This is a genomic window from Paraburkholderia edwinii (genome assembly GCF_019428685.1).
Lineage (GTDB): Bacteria > Pseudomonadota > Gammaproteobacteria > Burkholderiales > Burkholderiaceae > Paraburkholderia > Paraburkholderia edwinii.
Genome location: NZ_CP080095.1, coordinates 1,668,582 through 1,690,204 on the forward strand (window position 1 = coordinate 1,668,582; position 21,623 = coordinate 1,690,204).

21 protein-coding genes are annotated in these 21,623 nt (G+C 59.7%); all 21 read left to right on the forward strand.

Features of this window, described 5'->3' with window-relative positions; all coding sequences use genetic code 11:
* The first annotated feature begins 3 nt into the window (after positions 1-3).
* Positions 4-189 (forward strand): hypothetical protein, encoded by a 186-nt coding sequence (locus KZJ38_RS07450; RefSeq protein ID WP_219799460.1) that lies wholly within the window; start codon positions 4-6, stop codon positions 187-189.
* Complete coding sequence (locus KZJ38_RS07455) at positions 189-350, forward strand: hypothetical protein (protein WP_219799461.1); 162 nt, start codon at positions 189-191, stop codon at positions 348-350. The genes KZJ38_RS07450 and KZJ38_RS07455 overlap by 1 nt, the downstream gene beginning before the upstream one ends.
* Positions 351-542 carry a hypothetical protein gene (locus KZJ38_RS07460; RefSeq protein ID WP_219799462.1) on the forward strand — a complete coding sequence of 64 codons (192 nt, stop codon included), beginning with the start codon at positions 351-353 and terminating at the stop codon, positions 540-542. It abuts the gene before it with no gap.
* Complete coding sequence (locus KZJ38_RS07465; RefSeq protein WP_246641678.1) at positions 539-2,989, forward strand: DNA polymerase; 2,451 nt, start codon at positions 539-541, stop codon at positions 2,987-2,989. Before KZJ38_RS07460 ends, KZJ38_RS07465 begins: the two co-directional genes overlap by 4 nt.
* 141 nt (positions 2,990-3,130) lie before the next feature.
* Positions 3,131-4,084 carry a hypothetical protein gene (locus KZJ38_RS07470; RefSeq protein WP_219799463.1) on the forward strand — a complete coding sequence of 318 codons (954 nt, stop codon included), beginning with the start codon at positions 3,131-3,133 and terminating at the stop codon, positions 4,082-4,084.
* Positions 4,084-5,073, forward strand: a complete 990-nt coding sequence (locus KZJ38_RS07475) for a phosphodiesterase (protein ID WP_219799464.1) — start codon at positions 4,084-4,086, stop codon at positions 5,071-5,073. Before KZJ38_RS07470 ends, KZJ38_RS07475 begins: the two co-directional genes overlap by 1 nt.
* 37 nt (positions 5,074-5,110) lie before the next feature.
* Entirely contained in the window at positions 5,111-5,407 is a 297-nt protein-coding gene (locus KZJ38_RS07480) for an endonuclease domain-containing protein (protein ID WP_343223846.1), read from the forward strand.
* The gene (locus KZJ38_RS07485) at positions 5,404-6,186 is read left to right on the forward strand and encodes a ribonuclease H-like domain-containing protein (RefSeq protein ID WP_219799466.1); all 783 of its coding nucleotides are present in this window, start codon (positions 5,404-5,406) and stop codon (positions 6,184-6,186) included. The genes KZJ38_RS07480 and KZJ38_RS07485 overlap by 4 nt, the downstream gene beginning before the upstream one ends.
* Positions 6,187-6,193: 7 nt before the next feature.
* Complete coding sequence (locus KZJ38_RS07490) at positions 6,194-6,892, forward strand: nucleoside/nucleotide kinase family protein (RefSeq protein ID WP_219799467.1); 699 nt, start codon at positions 6,194-6,196, stop codon at positions 6,890-6,892.
* A gap of 8 nt (positions 6,893-6,900) precedes the next feature.
* Entirely contained in the window at positions 6,901-7,839 is a 939-nt protein-coding gene (locus KZJ38_RS07495; RefSeq protein ID WP_219799468.1) for a hypothetical protein, read from the forward strand.
* Between the two features lie 9 nt (positions 7,840-7,848).
* Positions 7,849-10,383 (forward strand): DNA-directed RNA polymerase, encoded by a 2,535-nt coding sequence (locus KZJ38_RS07500; protein ID WP_219799469.1) that lies wholly within the window; start codon positions 7,849-7,851, stop codon positions 10,381-10,383.
* Positions 10,384-10,456: 73 nt separating this feature from the next.
* Positions 10,457-10,624 carry a hypothetical protein gene (locus KZJ38_RS07505; RefSeq protein WP_219799470.1) on the forward strand — a complete coding sequence of 56 codons (168 nt, stop codon included), beginning with the start codon at positions 10,457-10,459 and terminating at the stop codon, positions 10,622-10,624.
* Positions 10,625-10,748: 124 nt separating this feature from the next.
* On the forward strand, positions 10,749-11,063 hold the full coding sequence (locus KZJ38_RS07510; protein WP_219799471.1) for a hypothetical protein: 315 nt from the start codon (positions 10,749-10,751) through the stop codon (positions 11,061-11,063).
* Positions 11,063-11,461 (forward strand): hypothetical protein, encoded by a 399-nt coding sequence (locus KZJ38_RS07515; protein WP_219799472.1) that lies wholly within the window; start codon positions 11,063-11,065, stop codon positions 11,459-11,461. The genes KZJ38_RS07510 and KZJ38_RS07515 overlap by 1 nt, the downstream gene beginning before the upstream one ends.
* A gap of 9 nt (positions 11,462-11,470) precedes the next feature.
* The gene (locus tag KZJ38_RS07520; RefSeq protein WP_246641680.1) at positions 11,471-13,033 is read left to right on the forward strand and encodes a portal protein; all 1,563 of its coding nucleotides are present in this window, start codon (positions 11,471-11,473) and stop codon (positions 13,031-13,033) included.
* A gap of 3 nt (positions 13,034-13,036) precedes the next feature.
* The gene (locus tag KZJ38_RS07525; RefSeq protein WP_219799473.1) at positions 13,037-13,837 is read left to right on the forward strand and encodes a hypothetical protein; all 801 of its coding nucleotides are present in this window, start codon (positions 13,037-13,039) and stop codon (positions 13,835-13,837) included.
* A 176-nt stretch (positions 13,838-14,013) separates the two neighbouring features.
* The gene (locus KZJ38_RS07530) at positions 14,014-15,027 is read left to right on the forward strand and encodes a major capsid protein (protein ID WP_219799474.1); all 1,014 of its coding nucleotides are present in this window, start codon (positions 14,014-14,016) and stop codon (positions 15,025-15,027) included.
* A gap of 58 nt (positions 15,028-15,085) precedes the next feature.
* A complete protein-coding gene (locus KZJ38_RS07535) occupies positions 15,086-15,673 on the forward strand; it encodes a phage tail protein (protein WP_219799475.1) in 588 nt (195 codons plus the stop codon).
* A 9-nt stretch (positions 15,674-15,682) separates the two neighbouring features.
* Positions 15,683-18,265, forward strand: a complete 2,583-nt coding sequence (locus tag KZJ38_RS07540; RefSeq protein ID WP_219799476.1) for a phage nozzle protein — start codon at positions 15,683-15,685, stop codon at positions 18,263-18,265.
* Between the two features lie 11 nt (positions 18,266-18,276).
* Positions 18,277-19,200, forward strand: a complete 924-nt coding sequence (locus KZJ38_RS07545; protein WP_219799477.1) for a virion core protein, T7 gp14 family — start codon at positions 18,277-18,279, stop codon at positions 19,198-19,200.
* Between the two features lie 9 nt (positions 19,201-19,209).
* Entirely contained in the window at positions 19,210-21,603 is a 2,394-nt protein-coding gene (locus tag KZJ38_RS07550) for a hypothetical protein (RefSeq protein WP_219799478.1), read from the forward strand.
* The last annotated feature ends 20 nt before the right edge of the window (positions 21,604-21,623 follow it).

The following is a 21,623-nucleotide window of genomic DNA, read 5'->3' on the forward strand; positions in this document are numbered from 1 at the left end:
AACGTGGGATACACCAAGGAAATCAACCGGACCTTTACCGTCTACGATAACGGTAAGGACTCCATCACACTTATCCAGAAGAACCCCGAGGAACAGTACAAGGATCGACCCGACGACATCATCTATTTGGACGAGGCGGAACAGATCGAGCTTTACCACTTCCTCCACAACAAGTTCGGAGGTCAGTGATGGGACCGACCGCAGCGTTCCTGCTGATCGTGTGGTGGTCGCAGGGCGTGTCGCTGTTCGAGACCACGGACAAGCTGACCTGCTGGGAAGCAGAGAACGCGATCCAAAGCGTCGGTGCACCGGTTGACAAGATGGTGTGCGTCCCGATGAAGGAGGTGTGATTGAACATCGCGATCCACAAGAAAGACTTCACAACAGAGATTCATAGCGACGTTAAGTCGGTCGAGGTCGCGTGGTCTGGTAACGACTACCGAATCGACTACGACGAGCACGCCGTCGTGGACGACAACGAGCGGGATTACGGGTACTTCGTGCCGATGCATGACGTGTCGTACATCGAGGTGCGAGCTTGAACTACACCGTATGGGACATAGAGACCAGCACGAAGACCGAGTTCAAGCGCAAGGCGAATCCGTTCAGTGCGGAGAACTACGTTGTGTGTCACGGCTTCAGCCGTGGCAGCGTTGGCTCGACGACGCTATACGCCCCGAAGGGCGAGTACTTTGCGGTTGGCAGCGACCGCGAAGAAAGAGTCGCTGCATGCAAGTCATTGCCGAGCGACTGGTTCATCAAGCTGCTCAAGGGGACCAAGGTTCTCGTCGGGCAGAACATCAAGTTCGACCTGCTGTACGCGCTGGCGAACCCGAACTCCCACGCTGCCGATAACCTCGCGGCATGGATGGAGTGGATCGTCAACGGCGGCGTCGTGTGGGACATCCAACTCGCCGAGTACTTGCTCGAAGGGATGGAGCAGTCGAACCACATGCTATCGCTCGACGAGCTTGCGCCGAGATACGGCGGCAACGTGAAATTCGACGAGGTGAAGGCGCTGTGGGAATCGGGTGTCGATACCATCGACATCCCCGAAGACCTGCTCATGCGCTACCTCGTCGGTGGTAACGGCGAGCACGGCGACATCGGCAACACCGAGCTTGTTTTCCTCGGTCAGTTCGAGCGTGCCAAGAAGGCCGGGCAACTGCGCAGCATTCTGCTCAACATGGGCGCGCTGGTGTTCACCATCGAGGCCGAGCGCAACGGCATGTTCGTCGATAAGGCGCTGGGTCTCGAACTCGCCGAGAAGCTGAAGGCGAAGCTGGACCTCGCGGTCGAGCAACTGCGCGAGTACCTGCCCGATGACCTGCCGTTCGAGTTCAACTGGTCGAGCCGGTTCCATAAGTCAGCGCTGATCTTCGGCGGGCCTGTGAAGTACAAGGCGAAGGCCGTGGTTAAGGGCGACGATGGCAAGCCGGTGTACTACCAGAAGGAGGAGGAGCACGTCTACCTGAAGCACGAGAAGGCGGTGGGCGAGGACGGTAAAGCGACGAACAAGACCATACCGCTCGAACAGTGGCGTGCGATGGCGCATCAGCCGGAACCGCTCCGCTTCACTGGTGGCAAGAACGTCGGCGAACTGAAGGTGAAGAAGGTCAAGGTCCCCGACATCGAGCGTGGGCCGAAGACACGGTACGAGGACTTCGAGTACCAATTCGACGGATTCACCAAGCCCGACAAGCGATGGGCGAGCAGCGAGGCGGGCGTGTACTCGACGGCGGCGAACGTCATCGAAGAACTCGGCAACCGCGACATCCCGTTCCTCAAGACGCTCTCCGAAGTGCAGGCCATGACGAAAGACCTTGGCACGTACTTCATCGTCACGGACGAGGACGGCGAGTCGAAGGGCATGCTGACGCTGGTGCAGTTGGACAGCATCATCCATCACATGCTCAACATGACGAGCACGGTCACGGCCCGCTTGTCATCGTCGAACCCGAACCTGCAAAACCTGAGCAAGGGGCAGAAGTCGGACGTGAAGCTGGTGTTCCGCTCGCGCTTCGGCGAGGACGGCGTTGTCTGTCAATCGGACTTCTCGTCGCTGGAAGTCTTCATCCAAGCGATCCTGACAGGCGACGAGCAGTTGGTGGCCGACTTGATGTCGGGCGTTGACATGCACTGCATGCGCCTCGCGGTGAAGGAGAAGATGCCATACGAGGAGGTGCTGCACCTGTGCAAGGGCAAGGGTGTGGACCCCGAGTTGCAGAAGGTGTGGGACTACAAGCGTACGAAGGCTAAGGTCTTCTCGTTCCAACGAGCGTACGGTGCGGGCGTCGCCAAAATTGCCGCATCGACCGGTATGAGCGAGGAGGAAGTGCAGGCACTCGTCGATGCAGAGAACGAGCGCTATCCGAAGATCGAGGAGTTCTATGAACGACTCACGGCAACCATCAAGCGCAACCGCAAGCCGACTAAGAGAACTGTCGAGCATCCCGAAGTGCGCGGACTCATGGTCCAGTTGGGCAAGTCTTATAGCGTCGCGCCAGATGGCAAGCGCTACTGCTATTGGGAATCCCCTTCGCCCAAGTTCCTCGTCGAGAAGGGAATCCTGAGTTCCTTCAGCCCCACGGAAATCAAGAACTACATCGTGCAGGGCGAGGGTGGCGAGTGGGCCAAGGCAGCGATGTGGCTGTCGGTTCGGGCGTTCTACTTCTTCAAGAACTTCGACGGCCTCGCGCTGTTGGTCAATCAGGTGCACGACGCGGAGTACGGCGACTTCCACAAGAAGGTGGCGGCAAAGGCTGCGGCCCTGCTGCACGTCTGCATGGAGGAAGCGAGCACGTTCGTCGAGTGGTGGTTCAAGTGGAACCTGCCGATTGGCGTACCGAGCGACACCGTGTGGGGGCCGTCGATGATGGACGAGAACGATATCGACGATCCGGTGTTCCCGAAGGCCGTCGAGAAGCTGCGCCCTTGGTTGCGCAAGCGATTTATTGGAGGACATGAACCCTCATGGACGCAATCCTAGCCGCTCTTGTACTTCTCACGGCGTTCTTTATTGGCGGAGCGCTTGGTGTGTTGTTAGCGCGTGGATGAACTGAAGCTGGGCCTGATGGCCGTTGAATTAATCATCGCAATCTTCCTTTTTATTAAGGGATACTGAGAACACATGGACGTTAAAGCACTTGCAGCGAAAGCGAAGAAAGTCAGCCGCGACTTCACGAAGACCGTCGCCGGTGGTGGCGAGTACACCCCGCCCGCAGCCGGGCCAGTTAGCCTGCGTTTCGTGGGCTACTACGAAATCGGCATCCACGAGAAGGAAATCAAGGGCGTCACGAAGACGAACGAGAAAGTGCAACTCGTGTTCGAACTGTCGGGCAAGAACTACCCGGTGAAGGACAACGGTGAGCCGCTCCGTATGACGATCACCGAGAACCTGACGCAGAACGTCAAGTCGAACATCATCAAGATTTTCAACAAGATGAACTACGAGGGCACGGCCACGCACTTCACGGAGTTGCTGGGCAATGCGTACCGTGGTCGCATCTACCACACGGAGAAGGAGTACGACGGCAAGAAGGTCGTGTACGCGAACCTCCGCAACGAGGACGGCTACAGCATCACGCCGCCCGTCGTCGAGCAGGTTGACGACGAAGGCAACGTGACGACCAAGAAGGTGAAGGTCGCCGAGCCGGTCAGCGAACTGAAGGCGTTCGTGTGGGACCTCGCCTCGAAGGAAATGTGGGACGCCATCTACATCGAGGGCGAGTACGAGGAGAAGAAAGACGAGAAGACCGGCAAGGTCATCCGCCCGGCCAAGTCGAAGAACGTGATTCAAGAGACGATCATGTCGGCGAAGAACTGGATCGGCTCGCCGATGCAAGTACTGCTCGACGATGGCGAACCGGACCTCGGCGACGAGGACGACGAGGACCCGGAAGTTGTGGTCGAGAAGGCCAAGACCGAGAAGAAGGAAAAGCCGAAGGCTGAACCGAAGGCCGAGACCAAGAAGACGACCGCGAAGAAGGCCCCGGCGAAGAAGCAGCCCGAGCCGGAACCCGAGCCTGAAGTCGAAGAAGACGAGACCGAGGACGACGACGATCCGCTCGCGGAAATCGAGTAATGGAGAAACCCGCGTGGTTAGAAGCCGTCACCAAGGCGGCTGCTGAAACGCGGCCCGTAGCTCGAACGATCATCCCCGACACGGTAGAGCAACGCACCGTCCACGTTGACGGTGACTACCTTGCCTACCGCTGTGCGGGCGGCGACGAGTGCCCTGCGGGTATCGCTCGCAAGAACGTCCGTGACAAGGTGGAAGCGCTTCAGGACATGAGCGGCAGTAAGCGTGCGCTCGTGCACCTGTCGATGCCCGGTGGTACGAAGGGCGAGCGCTTCCTGATCGCGACGGTAAAGCCTTACCAAGGGCAGCGCACGCACGGCAGACGCCCGGTCAATTGGGACATGCTGCGTACGTACCTCGAAACTCACGACCCAAATCTGAACCCGGCATTCGCGGTCGCCCGATGGCGTGACCGTGAGGCAGACGACGGGTTCGCGTACGCCGCGCACAAAGCAGACGACCCGACGCACACGGTTGTACACGCATCGCCTGACAAGGATATGCGGATGCTGGCGGGCCTGCACATCGACTTCCATGACTACACCCTCACGACCGTTCCCAAGGGCACCTACGAGCTTCTAGGGCCTTACAACGGCCTCGTCTACGGGCACAAGTGGTTCTGGTTGCAGATGCTTCAAGGAGACACCGCCGACCACATCCCCGGCCTGCCGCGCTACTTCGGCAAGAAGATCGGCGAGAAGGGCGCGGCTGCGGCGCTGAATGGCACGACGTGCAACGAGGAAGCGTTCGAGGTGGTGAGCAAGGGGTACGCCGAGCACTACGCCGACGAGTGGGCAGACCGCTTCGTCGAGCAGGCGGCGCTCCTGTGGCTGCGTGGCGGTAAGGAAGCATACATCCACGACTTCCTCCGGGTCGTGCCGAAGACCGAAGACATCGAGGCGGCAGCAAAGCGCCTAATCAAACGCGTGAGGACACAGCGTGCGGAGATTGACAGCATCACAGCTAAAGCCAACGCGGCTGAAGCTGGCTAAAGAGCAGGGCGGCGTCTGTCCGCTTTGCAAGCTCGCCATGAGCGAGGACACCGTGGTTGATCACGACCACTCCACGGGTGACGTGCGGGCGGTTCTGTGCCGGTGGTGCAACGCCTGCCTCGGGAAGATCGAGAACTGGTCGAACCGTATCGGGCGCGGCGTTGACGGCAAGGAGTTCCTGCGCAACACGCTCGAATACCTCGTGTTCCACGAAGCGAACCCCAGCGGCCTCAAGTACCCGACGTACAAGACCGAGGCGGAAAAGCGCGACGCCCGCAACCGGAAGGCACGGCTGAATCGTCGCAAGGCAAAACAAGAACAGGAGGCCGTTTGACCCAGCCACGCATTCTCGTACTCGACATCGAAACGGCCCCGGTCCTTGCTTACGTGTGGCGCACGTTCAAGGAGAACGTGTCGTGGGATCAGATCAGCACCGACTGGTACATCCTGTCGTTCGCAGCGAAGTGGCTGGGCGATCCCCGTGTGATCTATTACGACCAGTCGAAGCGCAGGAACATCGAGGACGACCGCGTTCTCATGCGCAAGCTGTGGAAGCTGCTCGACGAGGCAGACGTGGTGATCGCGCACAACGGCAAGAAGTTCGACATACGCAAGATCAAAGCGCGGTTCATCCTCAACGGATTCCCGCCGCCGTCGCCGTTCCGTGTCATCGACACGCTGCTCGAAGCGCGCAAGGAGTTCGCGTTCACGTCGAACCGTCTCGTCGCGCTGACCGACATGCTCGTGCCGGAAGACAAGAAGGACGACCACGCCGAGTTCCCCGGCTTCAGCCTGTGGGCTGAATGCCTGAAGGGCAACCCGCGTGCATGGGCCGTCATGGAGACCTACAACAAGCAGGACGTGGTGAGCCTCGAAAAGCTCTACCTGAAGCTCCGCGCTTGGATGGAAGGCCACCCGAACGTCGGCGCATTCACGGACCCCGACGAGCCTACCTGCCCGAAGTGCGGCAGCACGCACGTCATCAAGAAAGGTCATCGCTTCACGCAGACCGGCAAGTACATCCGCTACCAGTGCCAAGAGTGCGGCGGCTGGTCACGTGGGCGCACGACGATCAATACGAAAGCGGTGCGCGACAACCTGCTCGTCCAGTAAGGAACTCATGACGAAGATCATTGGTATCACCGGCCTCGCTGGGGCCGGTAAGGACTCGTTCGCCTCACAGCTTCAGCGTGCACTGACGATCAACGGGTTCGAGTCGCGTATCGACAGTTTCGCGGACCCGATCCGCAAGATCAGTCAGCGCATGGGCCTCGAACCGTACGACCGCGAGCGTAAGGAAGTGAAGCACGCGATGGGGCCTGACGACTTCAACGACCGGTTGTACGAGGCAATCGAAGCAGTGCTCGCCGAACGGCTCGAAGACAACGATAGGGCGCTGCTCTACGCGTACACCGTCGAAGCGTGCGACAGATTCATCATCGACCGCGACGCCACGTACCCGACCATGCACATCAGCCCGCGTGAGTTCATGCAGGTACTCGGTACTGAAGGCGGGCAGCGCATTCGCAAAGGGCTGTGGGTTGACTCGGCGCTGATGCGATGGCGTTCAATGCCCGGCTACACGCTCGTAGCTGACTGTCGGTTCGAATACGAGATTCGACAGATCGACCACCTGTTCGTCGTGGTGCGACCCGGCGTGGTGCGCGTTAACGAGCACGCGAGCGAAGACCTGCCCGACCGACTGACGAAGGGCCTGCGGCCCGCGTTCGTTCAACTCGACAAGCTGCACTACATCGAGAACGACGGAGGTCTCTCTGACCTCGCGACGTTGGCCTCGGATGCGGCTGTTCTGATCTAAGGAGTCGCATGTCCGAGTACATCATTCACAAGGCGGTCGAGTTCTCCAAGGTAAAGGTAGCAGTACGAAAGGAACTCGAAGCTGAATCGGTCGATGACCTCGCCAACAAGTTCTACGCGCAGCGCAAGTACGACGGCTGCAATGCGGCCGTGATCGTCACGCCGAGCGGCGATGGTGACAAGGTGCTGTCGCGCACCGGCGAAGTGGTTAAGTCGTGCAATCACATCATCAAGGGTGTGCGCGGACGCCTGAAGGCGAAGCTCGAAAAGCTCGGCGCGTACGCGGTGCTCGGTGAAGTGTGGAGACCACGCACGACGCAGAACATCATCAGTGGTGAGTTCCGTCGCCATGACCCTGCGCCTAAGTTGCAGTTCCAAGTCTTCGACATGCTGACGCTCACCGAGTTCGAGGCGGGCCACAGCGACTTCACGTTCGAGGTGCGGTACGAGCAACTGTTCCCGTACTTCCGTGGCGCGCATGCGACCGACACCGTGCAGCTTGCGGATACCTACACGCCGGGCAGCTACGGCAACCCGACAACGCTGTGCGATTCGCTCGTCGAGCAGGGCGGCTATGACGGCCTGATCCTGCGCAACCCGTACGGCCTGTGGACAGCAGGCAGCGGTACGGACGGCGAAATCATCAAGGTCAAGAAGGCCGAGACCTACGACCTACGCGTGGTCGGCGTCGAGGAAGGCAAGGGCAAGTACAAGGGCACGCTAGGCGCGCTCGTATGCCAAGGCCCGAAGGGGCATGTCAAGGTTAGCGGCATGACCGACGAGCAGCGCGACTCGTGGTGGAGCGGAGAGAAAGGGGCGGGCGGCGACGAGCGCGTCGTCGGCGCAATCGTCGAGGTGGCCTGCCTCGGTCTCACTCCGCAAGGCTCCCTGCGCGAGCCACGATTCAAGGGCGTTCGCTTCGACAAAGAGAACGCCGACTTCGAGTAACACCCGCTGATGACGGGCTGGCTATCACAAGCAGCCCGAGGACACCCACGCAAGGAGGGGTCTATTAAGCCATACGAATTTGTTGGCCCGGTCGAACCGCCGCAGCGTAAGCTGGAAAGGGAAATCATCATAGAAGGCCGTCAGCGCGCCGTGCGCATGATGGAGAAGAACGAACAGGAGGGTCGTGCCGACAACAACCCGTATGCACGCCCGTTATACCGACGATACCTTCTTCCACTCGCCGACTTAATTGCTTCAGCGATAAAGGACGTAGGACGGCCCGGCAGGCGGGCCGCTCATGTTGCTCTACTCAAGCCACTTGATCCGGCCAGTGTAGCGTTCATGGCGGTCAGAAGTGTCATCGTGTACGCCGCGCTTAACAGCGGAGTGTCTGCACGAGACGCAGCGAGACTTTTAGGGACTTCCTTATACCGTGAACTGGTTCTATCCTCGTTTGAGAACATGGAACCCGAGTTGTATTGGGAAATATGCCACGACATAGACAGGCGCAAGTCAAAGGACGCTCGATACAAGTATCGGGTAATCCGTGACAGTGCGAACAACCGCGATATAGAGCTTCCTGAGTGGACGCCGGGTGAGCGTGAGCAGGTCGGATTGTGGCTGATTGAGGCGCTACGCACGGTAGGGATGATCGAGGTTAGTCGCGTCAAGAAGAACAAGATAGGAGGACAGGTAAAAGAGTATTTCGAGCTTTACCTGTCGCCAGATGCGCGTAGCACAGTTGATAGCATTAAAACCATCGTAGAAGAAACGATGCCGTGGGCAATGCCGTGTATTGAACCTCCGATACCGTGGACATCGTTCAACCGGGGCGGCTATCACACGAGCGAAATGCGGCGTTGGATTCCGTACTGTGTGAACGTGTCGAGACAGGGTAAGCGGGAATCAATCAATCTGTACAGAAACGCGGACCTGTCGGTCATACGTAGTGCGATAAATAGTCTACAGGCCGTGCGTTGGCAAGTTAATCGAGAAATGCTCGACACGGTACGTACGGTCGCTAAGCACTTCGACATGGACGAGGTGCTTACTCAGGCAGAACTACCTCGTCCAGCAAAACCCGAGTGGTTGTTGTCGAACATGAACAAGGAGGACATGACTGCGGACCAGTTGAACGAGTTCGCGGCATGGAAGCGGCGGGCCGCAGAGTGGTACACGCAGATGAAGCTACGCGGGCAAAAGTGGGGAAGGTTCTACGCAGCGACCCGCGTCGCCGATAAGTTCAAGGACTACGATGCGATTCACTTTGTGTACCAAGCCGACTTTCGCGGGCGTCTCTATGCGGTCACGACTGGTATCTCGCCTCAAGGCAGCGACCTCCAAAAGGCTCTCCTGCGGTTCGCTGATGGAAAGCCTCTCGCCACTGATGACGCAGTGCGCTGGTTCAAAGTCAACGGCGCGAATCGATTTGGGGTTGACAAGGTTCCGTTCGCCGACAGGATCAAGTGGGTTGACGATAACGACCGACACATCATTGCGTTCGCCGATGATCCTGTCAGTAATGCCGGGTGGACTGAAGCTGACTCTCCGTTGCAGTTCCTCGCGTGGGCCAAGGAGTACGCCGAGTGGAGACGGAATCCTTCAGGTTTCGTATCTCGTATCCCGGTCGGTCTTGATGGATCATGCAATGGACTTCAGCACTTTTCTGCAATGCTGCGTGACAGCGTTGGAGGCCGAGCTACAAACCTACTGCCAGCAGCCTCACCGAACGACATCTACCAGCAAGTCGCTGATGTCGTGAAGGCGAAACTCGCCGACCTGAAATTGGATCAGTTATCCGAGCGCGATCAAGAGTTGGCGCGTAAGTGGATTGCCCACGGCATGAACCGGAAACTGGTTAAGCGGTCGGTTATGACCTTACCGTACGGCTCGACGCGGTACTCGTGTGCCGAGTTCATCGTCGCTGATTACCTGCGGCAAGGTGAGGCCCCGGAGTTCGAGCGAAGCCAGTACGTACCGGCTGCGAACTTCCTGTCGCACATCGTGTGGGATGCAATCGGTGAAGTAGTCATCGCAGCATCGCGGGCCATGTCGTGGCTTCAGAAGGCTGCAAGCACCCTTATTAAAAGCGGCCAGTCACAGATACGGTGGGTGACTCCCAGCGGCTTCCCGGTGGTGCAGGTCTACAACGAAGTTGAGATTGTCCGTATTAACTCTCTGCTGCTCGGTGGAGTGCGACTGAAGGTCGGCATGACAGGTGATAAGCCTGATGTGCACAAGCATAAGAACGGGCTGTCTCCAAATTTCGTTCACTCGATGGATGCGTCTCACCTTGCATTGACTGTGCAGGCTTGTGAGAAGGCTGGCATCGATTCACTCGCAATGATCCATGACGACTACGGCACGCACGCAGCGGATGCCCAGCAGTTGTTCGGGATTATCAGAGATACCTTCGTGAGGATGTATGAAACGAATGATCCGCTCAATTGGTTCCGTGCTCATTATGACGGCCTGCCTGCGGTTCCCGAATCTGGCGACCTCGACATCAGCCAAGTTCGGAACTCTCCGTACTTCTTTGCGTGAACTCTGTCGTGAAGGGTCCCGAAATGCGACGGGTAAATCGGGTTCCTTCACGACGCACACCGTGGAGGAACCTATGAAAGAGCAGGTCGTGGTCCGTCTGGACCCGTTCACGTACCGGGAGTTGGAGCAGAAGCTCACGCCTCCGGTCGTCACCACGCAGACCACTGAACTCCTCGCTGGCTATCAGCTGGGAGTGCAGTCGGTTCTGAAGCTGCTGCGCGAGGGCTACACAGTTGGCTGATCTACCCAAGGAAGTTTGGCCGCGTCAGTGGCCTGAAATCTGGCGGGCCGGTTGCGAGCACGTCGCTCGCATCAAAGCCGACCCGTCGAAGCCTTGGGCGAAGCATGTGGATGCCGAGCACATCATGCAGCAGATCAAGAGCGGCGAGGTGCACGCGGTGATCTTTAACGACACCTACCTCGTCGTGTTCAACATCGGCGTCCCGTGGACAAGCCCCGGCGTGACGATGTTCGAGGAACTGCTGCTGTTGCGTCTCTACCCCGAGCGCGAGAGCGTCAGCTATCGCACGGTCGTCAGAGGTATTGAGCAGCTTGCTCGTGCCAACGGCTGCGCGGGTGTGATGCTCGGTGCTGCGGGTGCGTACGACGACCGCCTCGGGCGGGTGATTGAACGGCTCGGCTACGTGAAGGCAGGCGGGTCTTATTACAAGGAGCTTTGATGGGCAAGGCACTCAGTTTTTTGAAGCCTGTGGGCAAGGTGTTCGGTATCGATCCGAGCGGCCAAGCGGATGCGATCCGCGACGCGGCGAACCAGCAGGCAGCAGCCGAGCGAGCAGCAGCGGACGCACAGGCACAGGCTACGCGTGACGCAGCGGCGGCGCAGTCGGCGCAAGTGAACCAGCAAGCGCAGGCCGTAGCGCAGGCACAGCAAGCGACGATCAACCAATCGACGATTGCGAATCAGATCGCTGCGCAGCAGTCGCAGCAACAGCCGCAGACGCAAATCGACCTGACGGCTAACACCGCAGACGACTCGTCCGACCCGCGACGCAAGTATCAGGGTGGAGCATCGAGCGTCGGCGGGACCAACGGAGGCGTCGGCATCCGTTTGACGTAAGGAGGACAAATGACCGTCCAGAAGAAGTGGTCAGCAATGGACGGTCAGCGCAAAGCGCTGCTCCTCCGTTGCCAGAAGTACGCGGGATTCACCCTCCCGACTATCTGCACCCCGGACGGGTACAACGAGAATCTTGAGGAGTTACAGACCGATTACCAGTCGGTCGGCGCGCAAGGCGTCAACAACCTCACGAACAAGCTGATGCTGGCCCTGTTCGCACCGTCTCGCCCGTTCTTTCGCCTCGATGTCCCCAGCGATCTACTGAAGAAGCTGATGGGGCAGGAGGGCTTCGATGCAACGCAATTCCAGTCGATCCTATCCGTAGCAGAGCAGAACTGCATTCGCTCGTTGGACCAGATGAAGGTGCGTCCGAAGCTGTACGAGGCAGTGAAGCATTTGATCATCACCGGCAACGTCCTGATGGTGCTCGGCAAGAACACGGACGATTCGCCCATTCGTGCCATCGGCTTGAAGAAGTACGTCGTGAAGCGTTCGCAGTCAGGCCGAGTCATCGACCTGATCGTTCGTGAGGAAGTGCTGTTCGACGAACTGGCAGAGAAGGCGCAGGAGCAGCTTCGTCAGAAGGCCGACCGATTCCGCGAAATCAAGGTGGACGACGAGAAGGGATGTCCGACCGTCGCGCACTACACGCGGGTCTGCTGGAAGGACGGCAGCTACATCGAGACGCAGCACGTCGATGAGTACGACCTCGACGGTACCGAGTTCAACGGCAAGTACACCGACGAGACCCTACCGTATCGAGTCTTGACGTGGGAACTCCACGACGAGAACAACTACGGCACCGGCCTCGTCGAGCAGAACGCTGGCGACTTCGCTGCGCTGTCTGCGCTGTCCGAAGCAGAACTCGAAGCCGCGATCCTCGCGTCGCAGTTCCGCTGGCTCGTGAACCCGGCAGGGCAGACCAAACCGGAAGACCTCGAAAAGAGCAAGAACGGTGCGGCAGTCCCCGGCGTGCAGAACGACATCATCCCGCTCATGACGGGAACCGGGCAGACGCTCAACCAGATCGACGTTACCAACAGCAAGTACATCAATCGCATCGGGCAAGTGTTCCTGCTCGGCGCATCCGTGATCCGCAACGCGGAGCGGGTGACTGCCGAGGAGGTGCGCCTCGTTGCGAATGAGTTGGAGACCTCGCTGGGTGGCGTGTACTCGCGACTCGCAATCGACTTCCAGTTGCCTATGGCTTACTGGCTCGTTGCGATGAACGGCGTGAAGCTGCAAGGCACTTCGATCACGCCGACGATCATCACCGGCCTCGATGCCCTGTCACGTAACGGCGACCTCGACAACCTGAAGCTGTGCATTCAGGACATGGCCGCTGTCAGCGGACTACCACCGCAGATGCAGTTCGTCCTCAAGCTCGACGCTATCGCGAACGCGATCTTCTCGGGTCGCGGCGTCGATCCAACGATGTACATCAAGTCACCTGACCAGCAAGCAACGGACCTCAAGAATCAGCAGTTGATGGCCTTGCAGCAGCAGGTAGCCCGCCCCGTCGCCTCGGCAGTTGCCGGGAACATGGCGGCTCAATCTCAAGGAGCGCAGTAATCCATGACGACCGAAGCTAACGCAACCGCAGCAGCCCAAGGTAACGCGGCAGCAGCCGCAGCACAGCCCGCACAGGCGGCTGGAACGGTGGCGACAGCCGTTGGTACTCCCGCAGCCGCCGCAGCCGCCCCTGCGGCCTCTACGACCCCGGTAACGCCCGAGGCCAAGACAGAGGCCGGTACGTTCGGCGAGGTGGTGTCGTATCAGCCGACCGGTAACTCGAACCTCGACCTCGCGCTCGGCTTCGCAGGCAAGCACGGCCTGTCGCCCGAGCACCCGGCGATGTTGGAGGCGAGCAAGGGCAACTTCGGCCCGGTGAAGGCGCTGTTCGCAGAGAAGGGCGTGCAGGGCTGGGAAGCGTACATCGCGCTTGCCGAGGAAGGCTACAAGGCCCATACGGAGACCGAGGCGCAGAAGACGCTGGCGATCCAGAACATTTGCGTCAGTGCGGCGGGCGGCGAACAGGAATGGGCCGATGTGCTCGGCTGGGCGTCACAGAACGCGGAGCCTGCCGAGAAGGAAGCCGTGAACTCGGCACTCGCGCAGGGCGGCGTAGTCGCCGAGGCGGTGGCGGCGTATCTAGTGGGCCTGTATCGCGGCGCACCGGGTACGACGTACTCGCCGACGCAGAGCGCTGTAAAGCCTGACGCGGGCCGTGGCGCGGGATCGTCGGTGAATACGCCGCTGTCGCCCCGCCAGTTCGCGCAGGAATCGCAGAAGCTCCGTGCGACGTTGGGTGTGGAATTCGAGAACACGCCCGAGTACAAGCAACTCGTTCAACGGCGCACCGCGTATCGCGGCTAAGCAGTAGCCACAGCTACCACCACAGAGGGCCAGTTCGGAGCAATCCGGCTGGCCCTTTTGCATTTCAGGGCCGGAATTTCAATTCAGGTTCCTTCACGACACACAGAACATCGGTGTCATTCCTAGAGACCTAAGCGTGGCGAGAAATGACACGCGCATTGCGATAAGGAGTCCTCATGGGCTTGGCAGTTTCCGCACTGAACCGACCGGGTGCAAACCTTCAGGTCGGTGACAACAAGCAGATCGGTAGCGCCCCGGCAGCAACGAACCCGATGGCGCTGCACATCGAGCAGTACACCGGCATGGTCGAGGGCACGATTGCCCGCAAGTCGGTGATGAACGGCTATATCCCCGTTCGCCCGGTTCGCGGCACGTCCACGATCACCGGCTTCCGCGTCGGCGAAGCAACGCTGCAAAAGCTGACGCCGGGCGTCTCGCCTGACGGTACGGTTGTGCAGGCGTCGAAGAACAAGCTGACGGTCGATACCGTCGTGATCGCCCGCAACGTGACGCCGATGATCGACGACTTCCAGAACAGCTACGACGCTCGTGCTGAAGTCGGCAACGAACACGGGAAGAAGATTTCCAAGTTCTACGACCAGTCGTTCCTGATCCAAGCGATCAAGGCTGCGCAGATCAGCGACATGACCGGCTATCCGAGCGGCTGGCAACCGGGCACGGTGAAGTCCTTCGATACCGTGGGTCAAGAGAAGGACCCGGCTGCGCTCGAAGACATGTTCGGCAACCTGTTCTCGGACATGGAAGACAAGGACGTGGACCCCATCGGCGATGACCTGATCATCGTCGCGAAGCCGTGGGTGTACTACACGCTTCTGAAGAACGACCGCCTCGTGGATCGTTCGTTCGTCACGTCGGATGGTACGACGATCAAGACGAAGGAAATCGAAGCGTATGGCGTTCGTATCGTCCGCAGCAACAACCTTCCGAGCACCAACGTGGTCGGCCACTACCTGTCGAACGACGGTAACGGCAACGCCTACGACGGCGACTTCACCAAGACGATTGCCGTGGCGTTCTCGCCGCGTGCACTGCTCGCCGGTGAAACGATCCCGCTCACGACCGACGTGTTTTGGGAGCCGCAATCGAAGTCGTGGTTCATCGACGCGTACCTGTCGTTCGGTGTTACGCCTAACAACCCGGCCTTCGCCGGTCTGATTAAGTCCGCTTAATCGCCCAAGCCCCGATGCCCACAAGGTGTCGGGGCTTTTTCGCTTTAAGGAGGCATCAATGCGCCTTACGCAACTCGATGTCGTGAATCAGTGCTTGGCCTCGATGGGCGAAACGCCGTTGAACTCCATCGACTCCGATCACCCCTTCGTCGCAGCGGCACTGCTGAAGATGAAGACGACGAATACTCAGGAGCAAGCGAAGGGTTGGTGGTTCAACACCGACTACATCACGCTCACTCCCGACCCGAACACGAAGTTCATCTACGTCCCTGCGGACGCCATCAACGTGAACCCCGACGACGACGGTAACGCGTTGGTGATCCGAGGCAGACGCCTGTACGACCGCTTCCGGTCCTCGTATGAATTCACCGCACCCGTCTCGGTGTCGCTCGTGCGCGAGCTTCCATTCGATGACCTGCCGATGCTCGCGAATCACATGATCGCAGCGCGCACGGTGCTCGACTTCCAGAACGACTACGACGGCGACGCGGAGAAGTACAACAAGCTCGGCGGTGCATATCAGCAAGTGTTCACGACCCTTCGTGCGGAGCACATCCGGCAGATGAAGTCGAACATGCTGAACAACCCGTCCGTCATGAAGACCCTGCGCCAAATCCGCCCGATGTCGCGGTACACGCGCTACTAAGGAGGCGCGATGGGGAAGGTAACAGGAAGCTACGCCAGTATCACGCGAGGCGTCAGCGAGCAAGTTCCTCAAGACCGGCATCCCGGTCAGCATTACGAACAAATCAACATGGTCTCGGACCCGGTGAACGGGTTGGTGCGTAGGCACGGCTCGATCACGATGGACGAGAAGAATCTCAACCTCGGCCCACTGACGGCAGACCAGCAAGCGTACGCACGGAACTACCGCGAGTACAGCTTCTTCATCAACGGCACCGAGTACAGCCTGATCTACATGAGCGAGGAACGGTCGAGCAGCGATACGCTCCCGTTCTGCTTCGTGCTCAACAAGACGACCGGCAAGTTCCTCGACGTGCAATTGGGCAACCTGTCGGCGGGCTTGTCGGATTGGGTGTTCGGTGGCGTGAGTGCCGTGACCACGGTCGGCAAGTACCTCGTGCTCGCATCGAATCGCATCGGCCCCGGCTACTCGGTCAATGACAAGTACGCAGCCACAGGTACCCGTGCGGTCGCCGAGGTTCGTGGCGGTGCATACTCGCGCACGTTCAAACTGAAGATCACGCGTGCCGACAACGGCGCGGTAGTCACTGCCTCGTACACGACGATGACGCAGAGCTATCCGAACCTGCTCGACACAAGCGATATTCCGCTTACGCTGCCTGATGGCTCGACGAACAGGGATTATCAGAAGCAAGTCAACGACCGCGTGAACGCCTATAACTCTGCGGTCAACAAATGGATCGGCGACGCGGCGAAGTCCGTACAGCCTGAGACCATCGCTGCAAATCTGGCGTCGCAACTTGCAGCAGCCGGATTCACTTCCATGTTCGCGCTTGGCGGCACGGTTGTGTTGGCGGGCGTCAGTGCGGTATCTGCGGACGACAGCGGTGACGGTACGTTATTCCGCGCATGCTTCAACGTCGTCGATGACGTGAGCAAGCTCTCGGCGGTGCACTTCCCCGGCAAGGTGGTGAAGGTGCAGCCGAAGGGTGTGGCTGACCCGTACTACATGACCGCTGTAGGCGATAACGCCGCGCTCGCTGATTACCAGACAGTCACATGGACAGAGGGCGCGGCACAGGTAGTCACGCCCGGTCAGGTGTTTGCCATCGGCGCGGTGTCCACGGACGGCACGAAGTTCTATCTCGCGAACAACGCGGCAGAACTCAACACGATGGCAGGCACTACCGCTCCGGGTTTCTCCGCGAGCGTGTGCGGTGACCTGAAGGCGACCGGCGCAGTGCCTTACTTCTTCGGCAAGCGTGTCACGTTGTTGACTGTATTCATGGACCGCTTGGTGGTCGTGTCGAACGGCGTGATCTTCATGTCACGCGTCGGCGACTACTTCAACTTCTTCCGCAAGTCGATGCTGACGGTGCAGGACGATGACCCGATTGAGGAATACGCCCTCGGTGCTGAGGACGACATCATCAGCAAGTGCGTCACCTATAACAAGGACCTGTTCATGTTCGGCCAACGGAAGCAGTACACCGTTAGCGGACGTGTGGTGCTGACGCCGAAGGGGACCAACGTATCCGTCACCGCGAACGAGCAGGACGCGATGTACGCGCAGCCGGTCGTGGTAGGCAACCTGCTCTACTACGGAAAGTACGAGGATGCACGGAACCAGACTGGACCGTCGCCATACGCGGGCCACATCAACCAGTTCCAACTCGGCCTGTTCCAAGACACGCCCGAGACGTTCAACGTGTCGCAGCAGTTGAGCCGGTACATCAAGGGCCGACCGACTGAATTCGCGGTACTGTCCGCGCCGTCATGCTTGCTCGTGCGGACTGACGGTTACGACAACGGTGTGTACGTCTACAGCTTTATCGATCAGCCCGGCACGCAGTCACGCGCATTCGATTCGTGGTCGCGATGGTTGTGGTCCACGAACGTCGGCCAGATCATCGGCCTCACGACGTACGAAGCCTCGATCTTCGTGTACTTGCTGCGGCACGACGGCACGCACACATGGGTCGCGTGTGAGCAGTTCGTGATGGACTCAGACTTGTCGGTGAACCCGTACCTCGACGCCCAACGCCCGGCGAGTTCTTACTCGGCTGGTGGGGGCTTCATGACTGGCTCGAACACGGCGACGGTGAGCGACGGTGCAGTAGCCATCGCGAACACTGTGGATCGTGCGTGGTTGGGCGATAGGACGACACGCTTCAGCGACTTCATGGCTCGCCTCAACACGGACGAGCAGGCAGCGGCGTGGGTCGGGATCGAGTTCGAATCATCGGTCGAGCCTACGCCGCCATTCGTGCGGGACCAGAACGACAAGGTGATCGTCAATGGTCGTCTCGTGGTCGGTCGCTACACGGTCTCGGTGAATAACACTGGTGGCCTCGATGCGTACTTGAACACTGCGACCGGCAGCACGAACGTCTATCGCTTCAATGGTCGTCGGGTCGGCATCAGCAACAACCGGGTCGGCATGCAGCCGATTACAACAACGGCGCTGCAAGTTCCCGCTGGTCGGGCGAACACCGAGCACACGATGCGATTCGTGTCGAGGACATGGCTTCCCATGTCTCTGACGGCAATCGAGTGGGTCGGGCAGTTGTTCCTTAACTCTCGACGTGTGTAAGGAGGTGCCCTATGGGTTGGGCAGCATTTGCCGGTGCTATCGCCGGTTTCATGAATACGTGGGGCACAGCGTACGTCAATAAGGCCGCAGGCGACGCGCAGAAGATGATCGACGATGCGAACACAGATTCGCAGAACTTGATCAACAACGCGAACGCCGATTCGGCGAACCTGATGCGGAAGGCTAACAACGGATTCGCCGCCGCGCAGGCATCGTTGTCGAATCTGACGCGCAGCTTGCGCAACAACGACAAGCTGGACGCTGCTGCCTCACAAGCTGACGCAATCACGACCAACATCGCCCGTCTGACTGACGCGGCTGCGCAGGGAAGTCTCGATGCGCAGTTGCGCAGCGCAGAGCAGCTTGGCGCGGTTCGCGCCGCTGCGGCTGCGGCGGGTGTCGGTGGTACGACTGCGAGCATGCTCCAAAAGACGATGCAACTGACGGCTGCACGCGCACAGACGCAGGCCGATCAGCGAGTCGCGTATCAGACGTACGACATGCTCGCGCAACGTGCAGGTCTTCTGCGCAGCGCGGTCGCATCGCTCGATGAAGGTCAGACCTTCGCTCCTATCGACTACAACACGAACGTCGCTCCGCTTGTTCAGTCACCGCTGCGTGCATCGCAGTTCGGTATGAGCATCATGGCGCAGGCGTTGCTTGGTGCGGCGAACGGTGCAATGGGCCAGTTGAATCTCTCATCCAACGCGAAGCCGAGTAACGACATCAACAGCAACACGATTGGCAACACTCCGAACTACTCGTCGGGTGGCGTCATGTTCGGGCCGAACACCTTCCAGTATCCCGGTGCGACGGCTAACGATTACGGAGTGGGTAGCAATACGTACGGGTTCTCGTCCAACCTCGGCGGCGACACGAACGGGTTCTTCTCCACAGGGTCGAGCAGCAGCATCGCCGACTTCCAACTGAAGTAAGGAGGCACTATGGCAGGCTACGGGCCTGATTCATTTGCGCTCAACGGTAACGGAAGCGTCGTCGTGCAGCAGCCGACACCGACACCGAGCGGGCCGCAGATCACGATTCAAGGTGGAGGTAGCGGTCAGGTCGCTCCGGGGCAGGCCTCTATTGCACCGGGCGGCGAGTTTGGTGGCGCAGCCGCTAACTCAGTTGCGTCGCTGAACGCACTGAACAAGTTGACGCAGGGCATGCTGCAACCGTACATTGCAGCCGAGCAGAAGCGCCTGTACTTCGACGGTATGTCGCAGGTCGTGCAAGGCCGCACGTTGCAGCAGGTCGAGAGCGAGCAGCCGTGGTACACGAAAATCTTCGGACCGTCCGCGACGGTGCGGGGCGCACAGGCGATGACTGCCATGACTGCGCTGACACAGGCGCAGAACGAGTTCATGGAGAACATGCCGAGTCTGCGGCAGCGAGACCCTGACACGGTGCGCAAGTACCTCGTGGATCAGGCGACGCGCATCGGAAACACCGGCGATCCGCTCGTCGATGGCCTCGTGCAGTCCAAGCTCGCGGAGCAGTGGGGCACGATGCTCGACACGCACATGAAGCAGCATATCGCGTGGCAGCAGGACGACATGGGCCAGAAGTTCGTGAACAACACGGTGGCCTCGGGCAAGCTGTTGCAGTCCTCGCTGCATCAGGCGACTGGCTACGCAGTGTCGTCGGAGCAGGCCGAGCAGACGCGGCAAATGGAAACGGACAAGTTCACGGACTCCCTGCTTCGCCCATACGGGATGACCGACGAGGCGTACGGTAAGTACATGGCCTCGGCGGCTCGCGCCAACCTGAGCAACGGTAATTTCGAAGCGTACAACGCGCTCAAGAGCAAAGGCGACCTGTGGAATGCGATTCCGATGGATGCTCGTGTGCAGCTTGAGAACGAGGAGGAACTGTGGACGCAGAAGGCACTGAAGAAGGCTCCTGCACTCTCCGACATCGGCGGCGACCAGACCAAGCTCTCGATGTCGCTGATTCAAGGTACGTTCCCCGGTGATGAGGCGTCGCTCAACAAGACCATCGACGGTATTAACGCGGACTGGAAGGCGCGCAGCGGCGCGTCCACGGATGTCATCGACAACCACGGGCGCGACCTGATGCTGAAGCAGTTCTACATGGGCCGCAACAAGGTCAACACGACCATTGCAAAGGCGCAGGCGGGGCTGGCGGATGATCAGCTTCAGCGTACGACAGCGTTGGCCGCACTCAATGGTGGCTCGGCGGCGATCATGCCGTCGAACGTGACCGAGCAGAATGCGCAGCTTGCAGTCGAGGAGTTCTGGCAGAACACGCAAGGCGATTCACAGGATAACCCGCAATCGCTCGACAACGGTGTTAGCAAGCTCGCGCTCGTGAGCGACGAGAAGAAGCTGCGCCCGGCATCGCTCGAATCACAACTGCGTCAGGACTCGGAAGCACTGTTCGTCACGGGCGGCACGATCACACCGCGTGCGCAGCAGTCGTTGCAGGTTATGCAGAAGTTGCTGACCGTACCGGGCGGCGGGCCGGGAGCCTTGTCGAACTACATCGGCACAGAGAACGCGAAGCGAGTCGCGGCGTTCATCGGTAGCGGCGTGGACATCAACGACCCGAAGCAGCTTGAGACCACGCGCTCGTGGTTGAAGAACGGCAGCGGTGCAGTGACGACGAAGGCCGACCGTGATGCAGCCGCGTCGTACGTAGGCAGTCAAGACCCCGGCTTCTTCAAGCGCATGCTGCCGATTTTCGGCGGGCCGGGTTCGTTGACCTCATACGACCTGAACGACGCTACGAAGGCAGGCATCGCTACTGACCTCGCGCCGTACATCGCCACGACGAAGAAGGCGTTCCCTTCGATGTCGGACGAGCAGGCTGCGCAGTTCGCGTACCAGCAGGTCTACGGCAACCTGAACAACACCGACTTCATCGACGGCACGATTGTCAAGCACAACCCGTACGTTCCCGGCGCGCAGTCCTTGTTCCAAGGCGTGCAGGCGATCAGCAAGGGCGGCGTGAATCAAGCCAACGACGACTACCAGTGGTCGGTTAAGGAGGTCGCACGGGGCAACCTGAAAGACGCGGTGACGGCGGGCGTGTCGAAGCTCAACGACGCCCACGCGGGCGAGCCGCTGTACGTGAAGGCAGACATCGACAACTTCCGTCCGAACGACTTCCAAGCAGTCGGCGGCGAGCAACTGGCGCACGGCATCGTGACCGTGTACTACCAGAACTCGAAGAACGGTCAGGTGTATCCGGTCTTGATCCGTCCCGAGCAGGTACGTGACAAGTACCAAGAACGGCTTAATGCAACACACAAGCCGACCGGCGACGAGCCGATTTCGGATGGCCCCTTCCCATCGGGAGGCGTAGGCCAGTTCTAACCGAGTGTGCAGTGTGCGGC

Coding starts and splice junctions, on each gene's coding strand:
- KZJ38_RS07540 (WP_219799476.1), top strand. CDS start 15,683: ATGGGGAAGGTAACAGGAAGCTACGCCAGTATCACGCGAGGCGTCAGC.
- KZJ38_RS07455 (WP_219799461.1), top strand. CDS start 189: ATGGGACCGACCGCAGCGTTCCTGCTGATCGTGTGGTGGTCGCAGGGC.
- KZJ38_RS07505 (WP_219799470.1), top strand. CDS start 10,457: ATGAAAGAGCAGGTCGTGGTCCGTCTGGACCCGTTCACGTACCGGGAG.
- KZJ38_RS07545 (WP_219799477.1), top strand. CDS start 18,277: ATGGGTTGGGCAGCATTTGCCGGTGCTATCGCCGGTTTCATGAATACG.
- KZJ38_RS07490 (WP_219799467.1), top strand. CDS start 6,194: ATGACGAAGATCATTGGTATCACCGGCCTCGCTGGGGCCGGTAAGGAC.
- KZJ38_RS07470 (WP_219799463.1), top strand. CDS start 3,131: ATGGACGTTAAAGCACTTGCAGCGAAAGCGAAGAAAGTCAGCCGCGAC.
- KZJ38_RS07495 (WP_219799468.1), top strand. CDS start 6,901: ATGTCCGAGTACATCATTCACAAGGCGGTCGAGTTCTCCAAGGTAAAG.
- KZJ38_RS07535 (WP_219799475.1), top strand. CDS start 15,086: ATGCGCCTTACGCAACTCGATGTCGTGAATCAGTGCTTGGCCTCGATG.
- KZJ38_RS07550 (WP_219799478.1), top strand. CDS start 19,210: ATGGCAGGCTACGGGCCTGATTCATTTGCGCTCAACGGTAACGGAAGC.
- KZJ38_RS07520 (WP_246641680.1), top strand. CDS start 11,471: ATGACCGTCCAGAAGAAGTGGTCAGCAATGGACGGTCAGCGCAAAGCG.
- KZJ38_RS07515 (WP_219799472.1), top strand. CDS start 11,063: ATGGGCAAGGCACTCAGTTTTTTGAAGCCTGTGGGCAAGGTGTTCGGT.
- KZJ38_RS07525 (WP_219799473.1), top strand. CDS start 13,037: ATGACGACCGAAGCTAACGCAACCGCAGCAGCCCAAGGTAACGCGGCA.
- KZJ38_RS07475 (WP_219799464.1), top strand. CDS start 4,084: ATGGAGAAACCCGCGTGGTTAGAAGCCGTCACCAAGGCGGCTGCTGAA.
- KZJ38_RS07500 (WP_219799469.1), top strand. CDS start 7,849: ATGACGGGCTGGCTATCACAAGCAGCCCGAGGACACCCACGCAAGGAG.
- KZJ38_RS07530 (WP_219799474.1), top strand. CDS start 14,014: ATGGGCTTGGCAGTTTCCGCACTGAACCGACCGGGTGCAAACCTTCAG.
- KZJ38_RS07480 (WP_343223846.1), top strand. CDS start 5,111: ATGAGCGAGGACACCGTGGTTGATCACGACCACTCCACGGGTGACGTG.
- KZJ38_RS07510 (WP_219799471.1), top strand. CDS start 10,749: ATGCAGCAGATCAAGAGCGGCGAGGTGCACGCGGTGATCTTTAACGAC.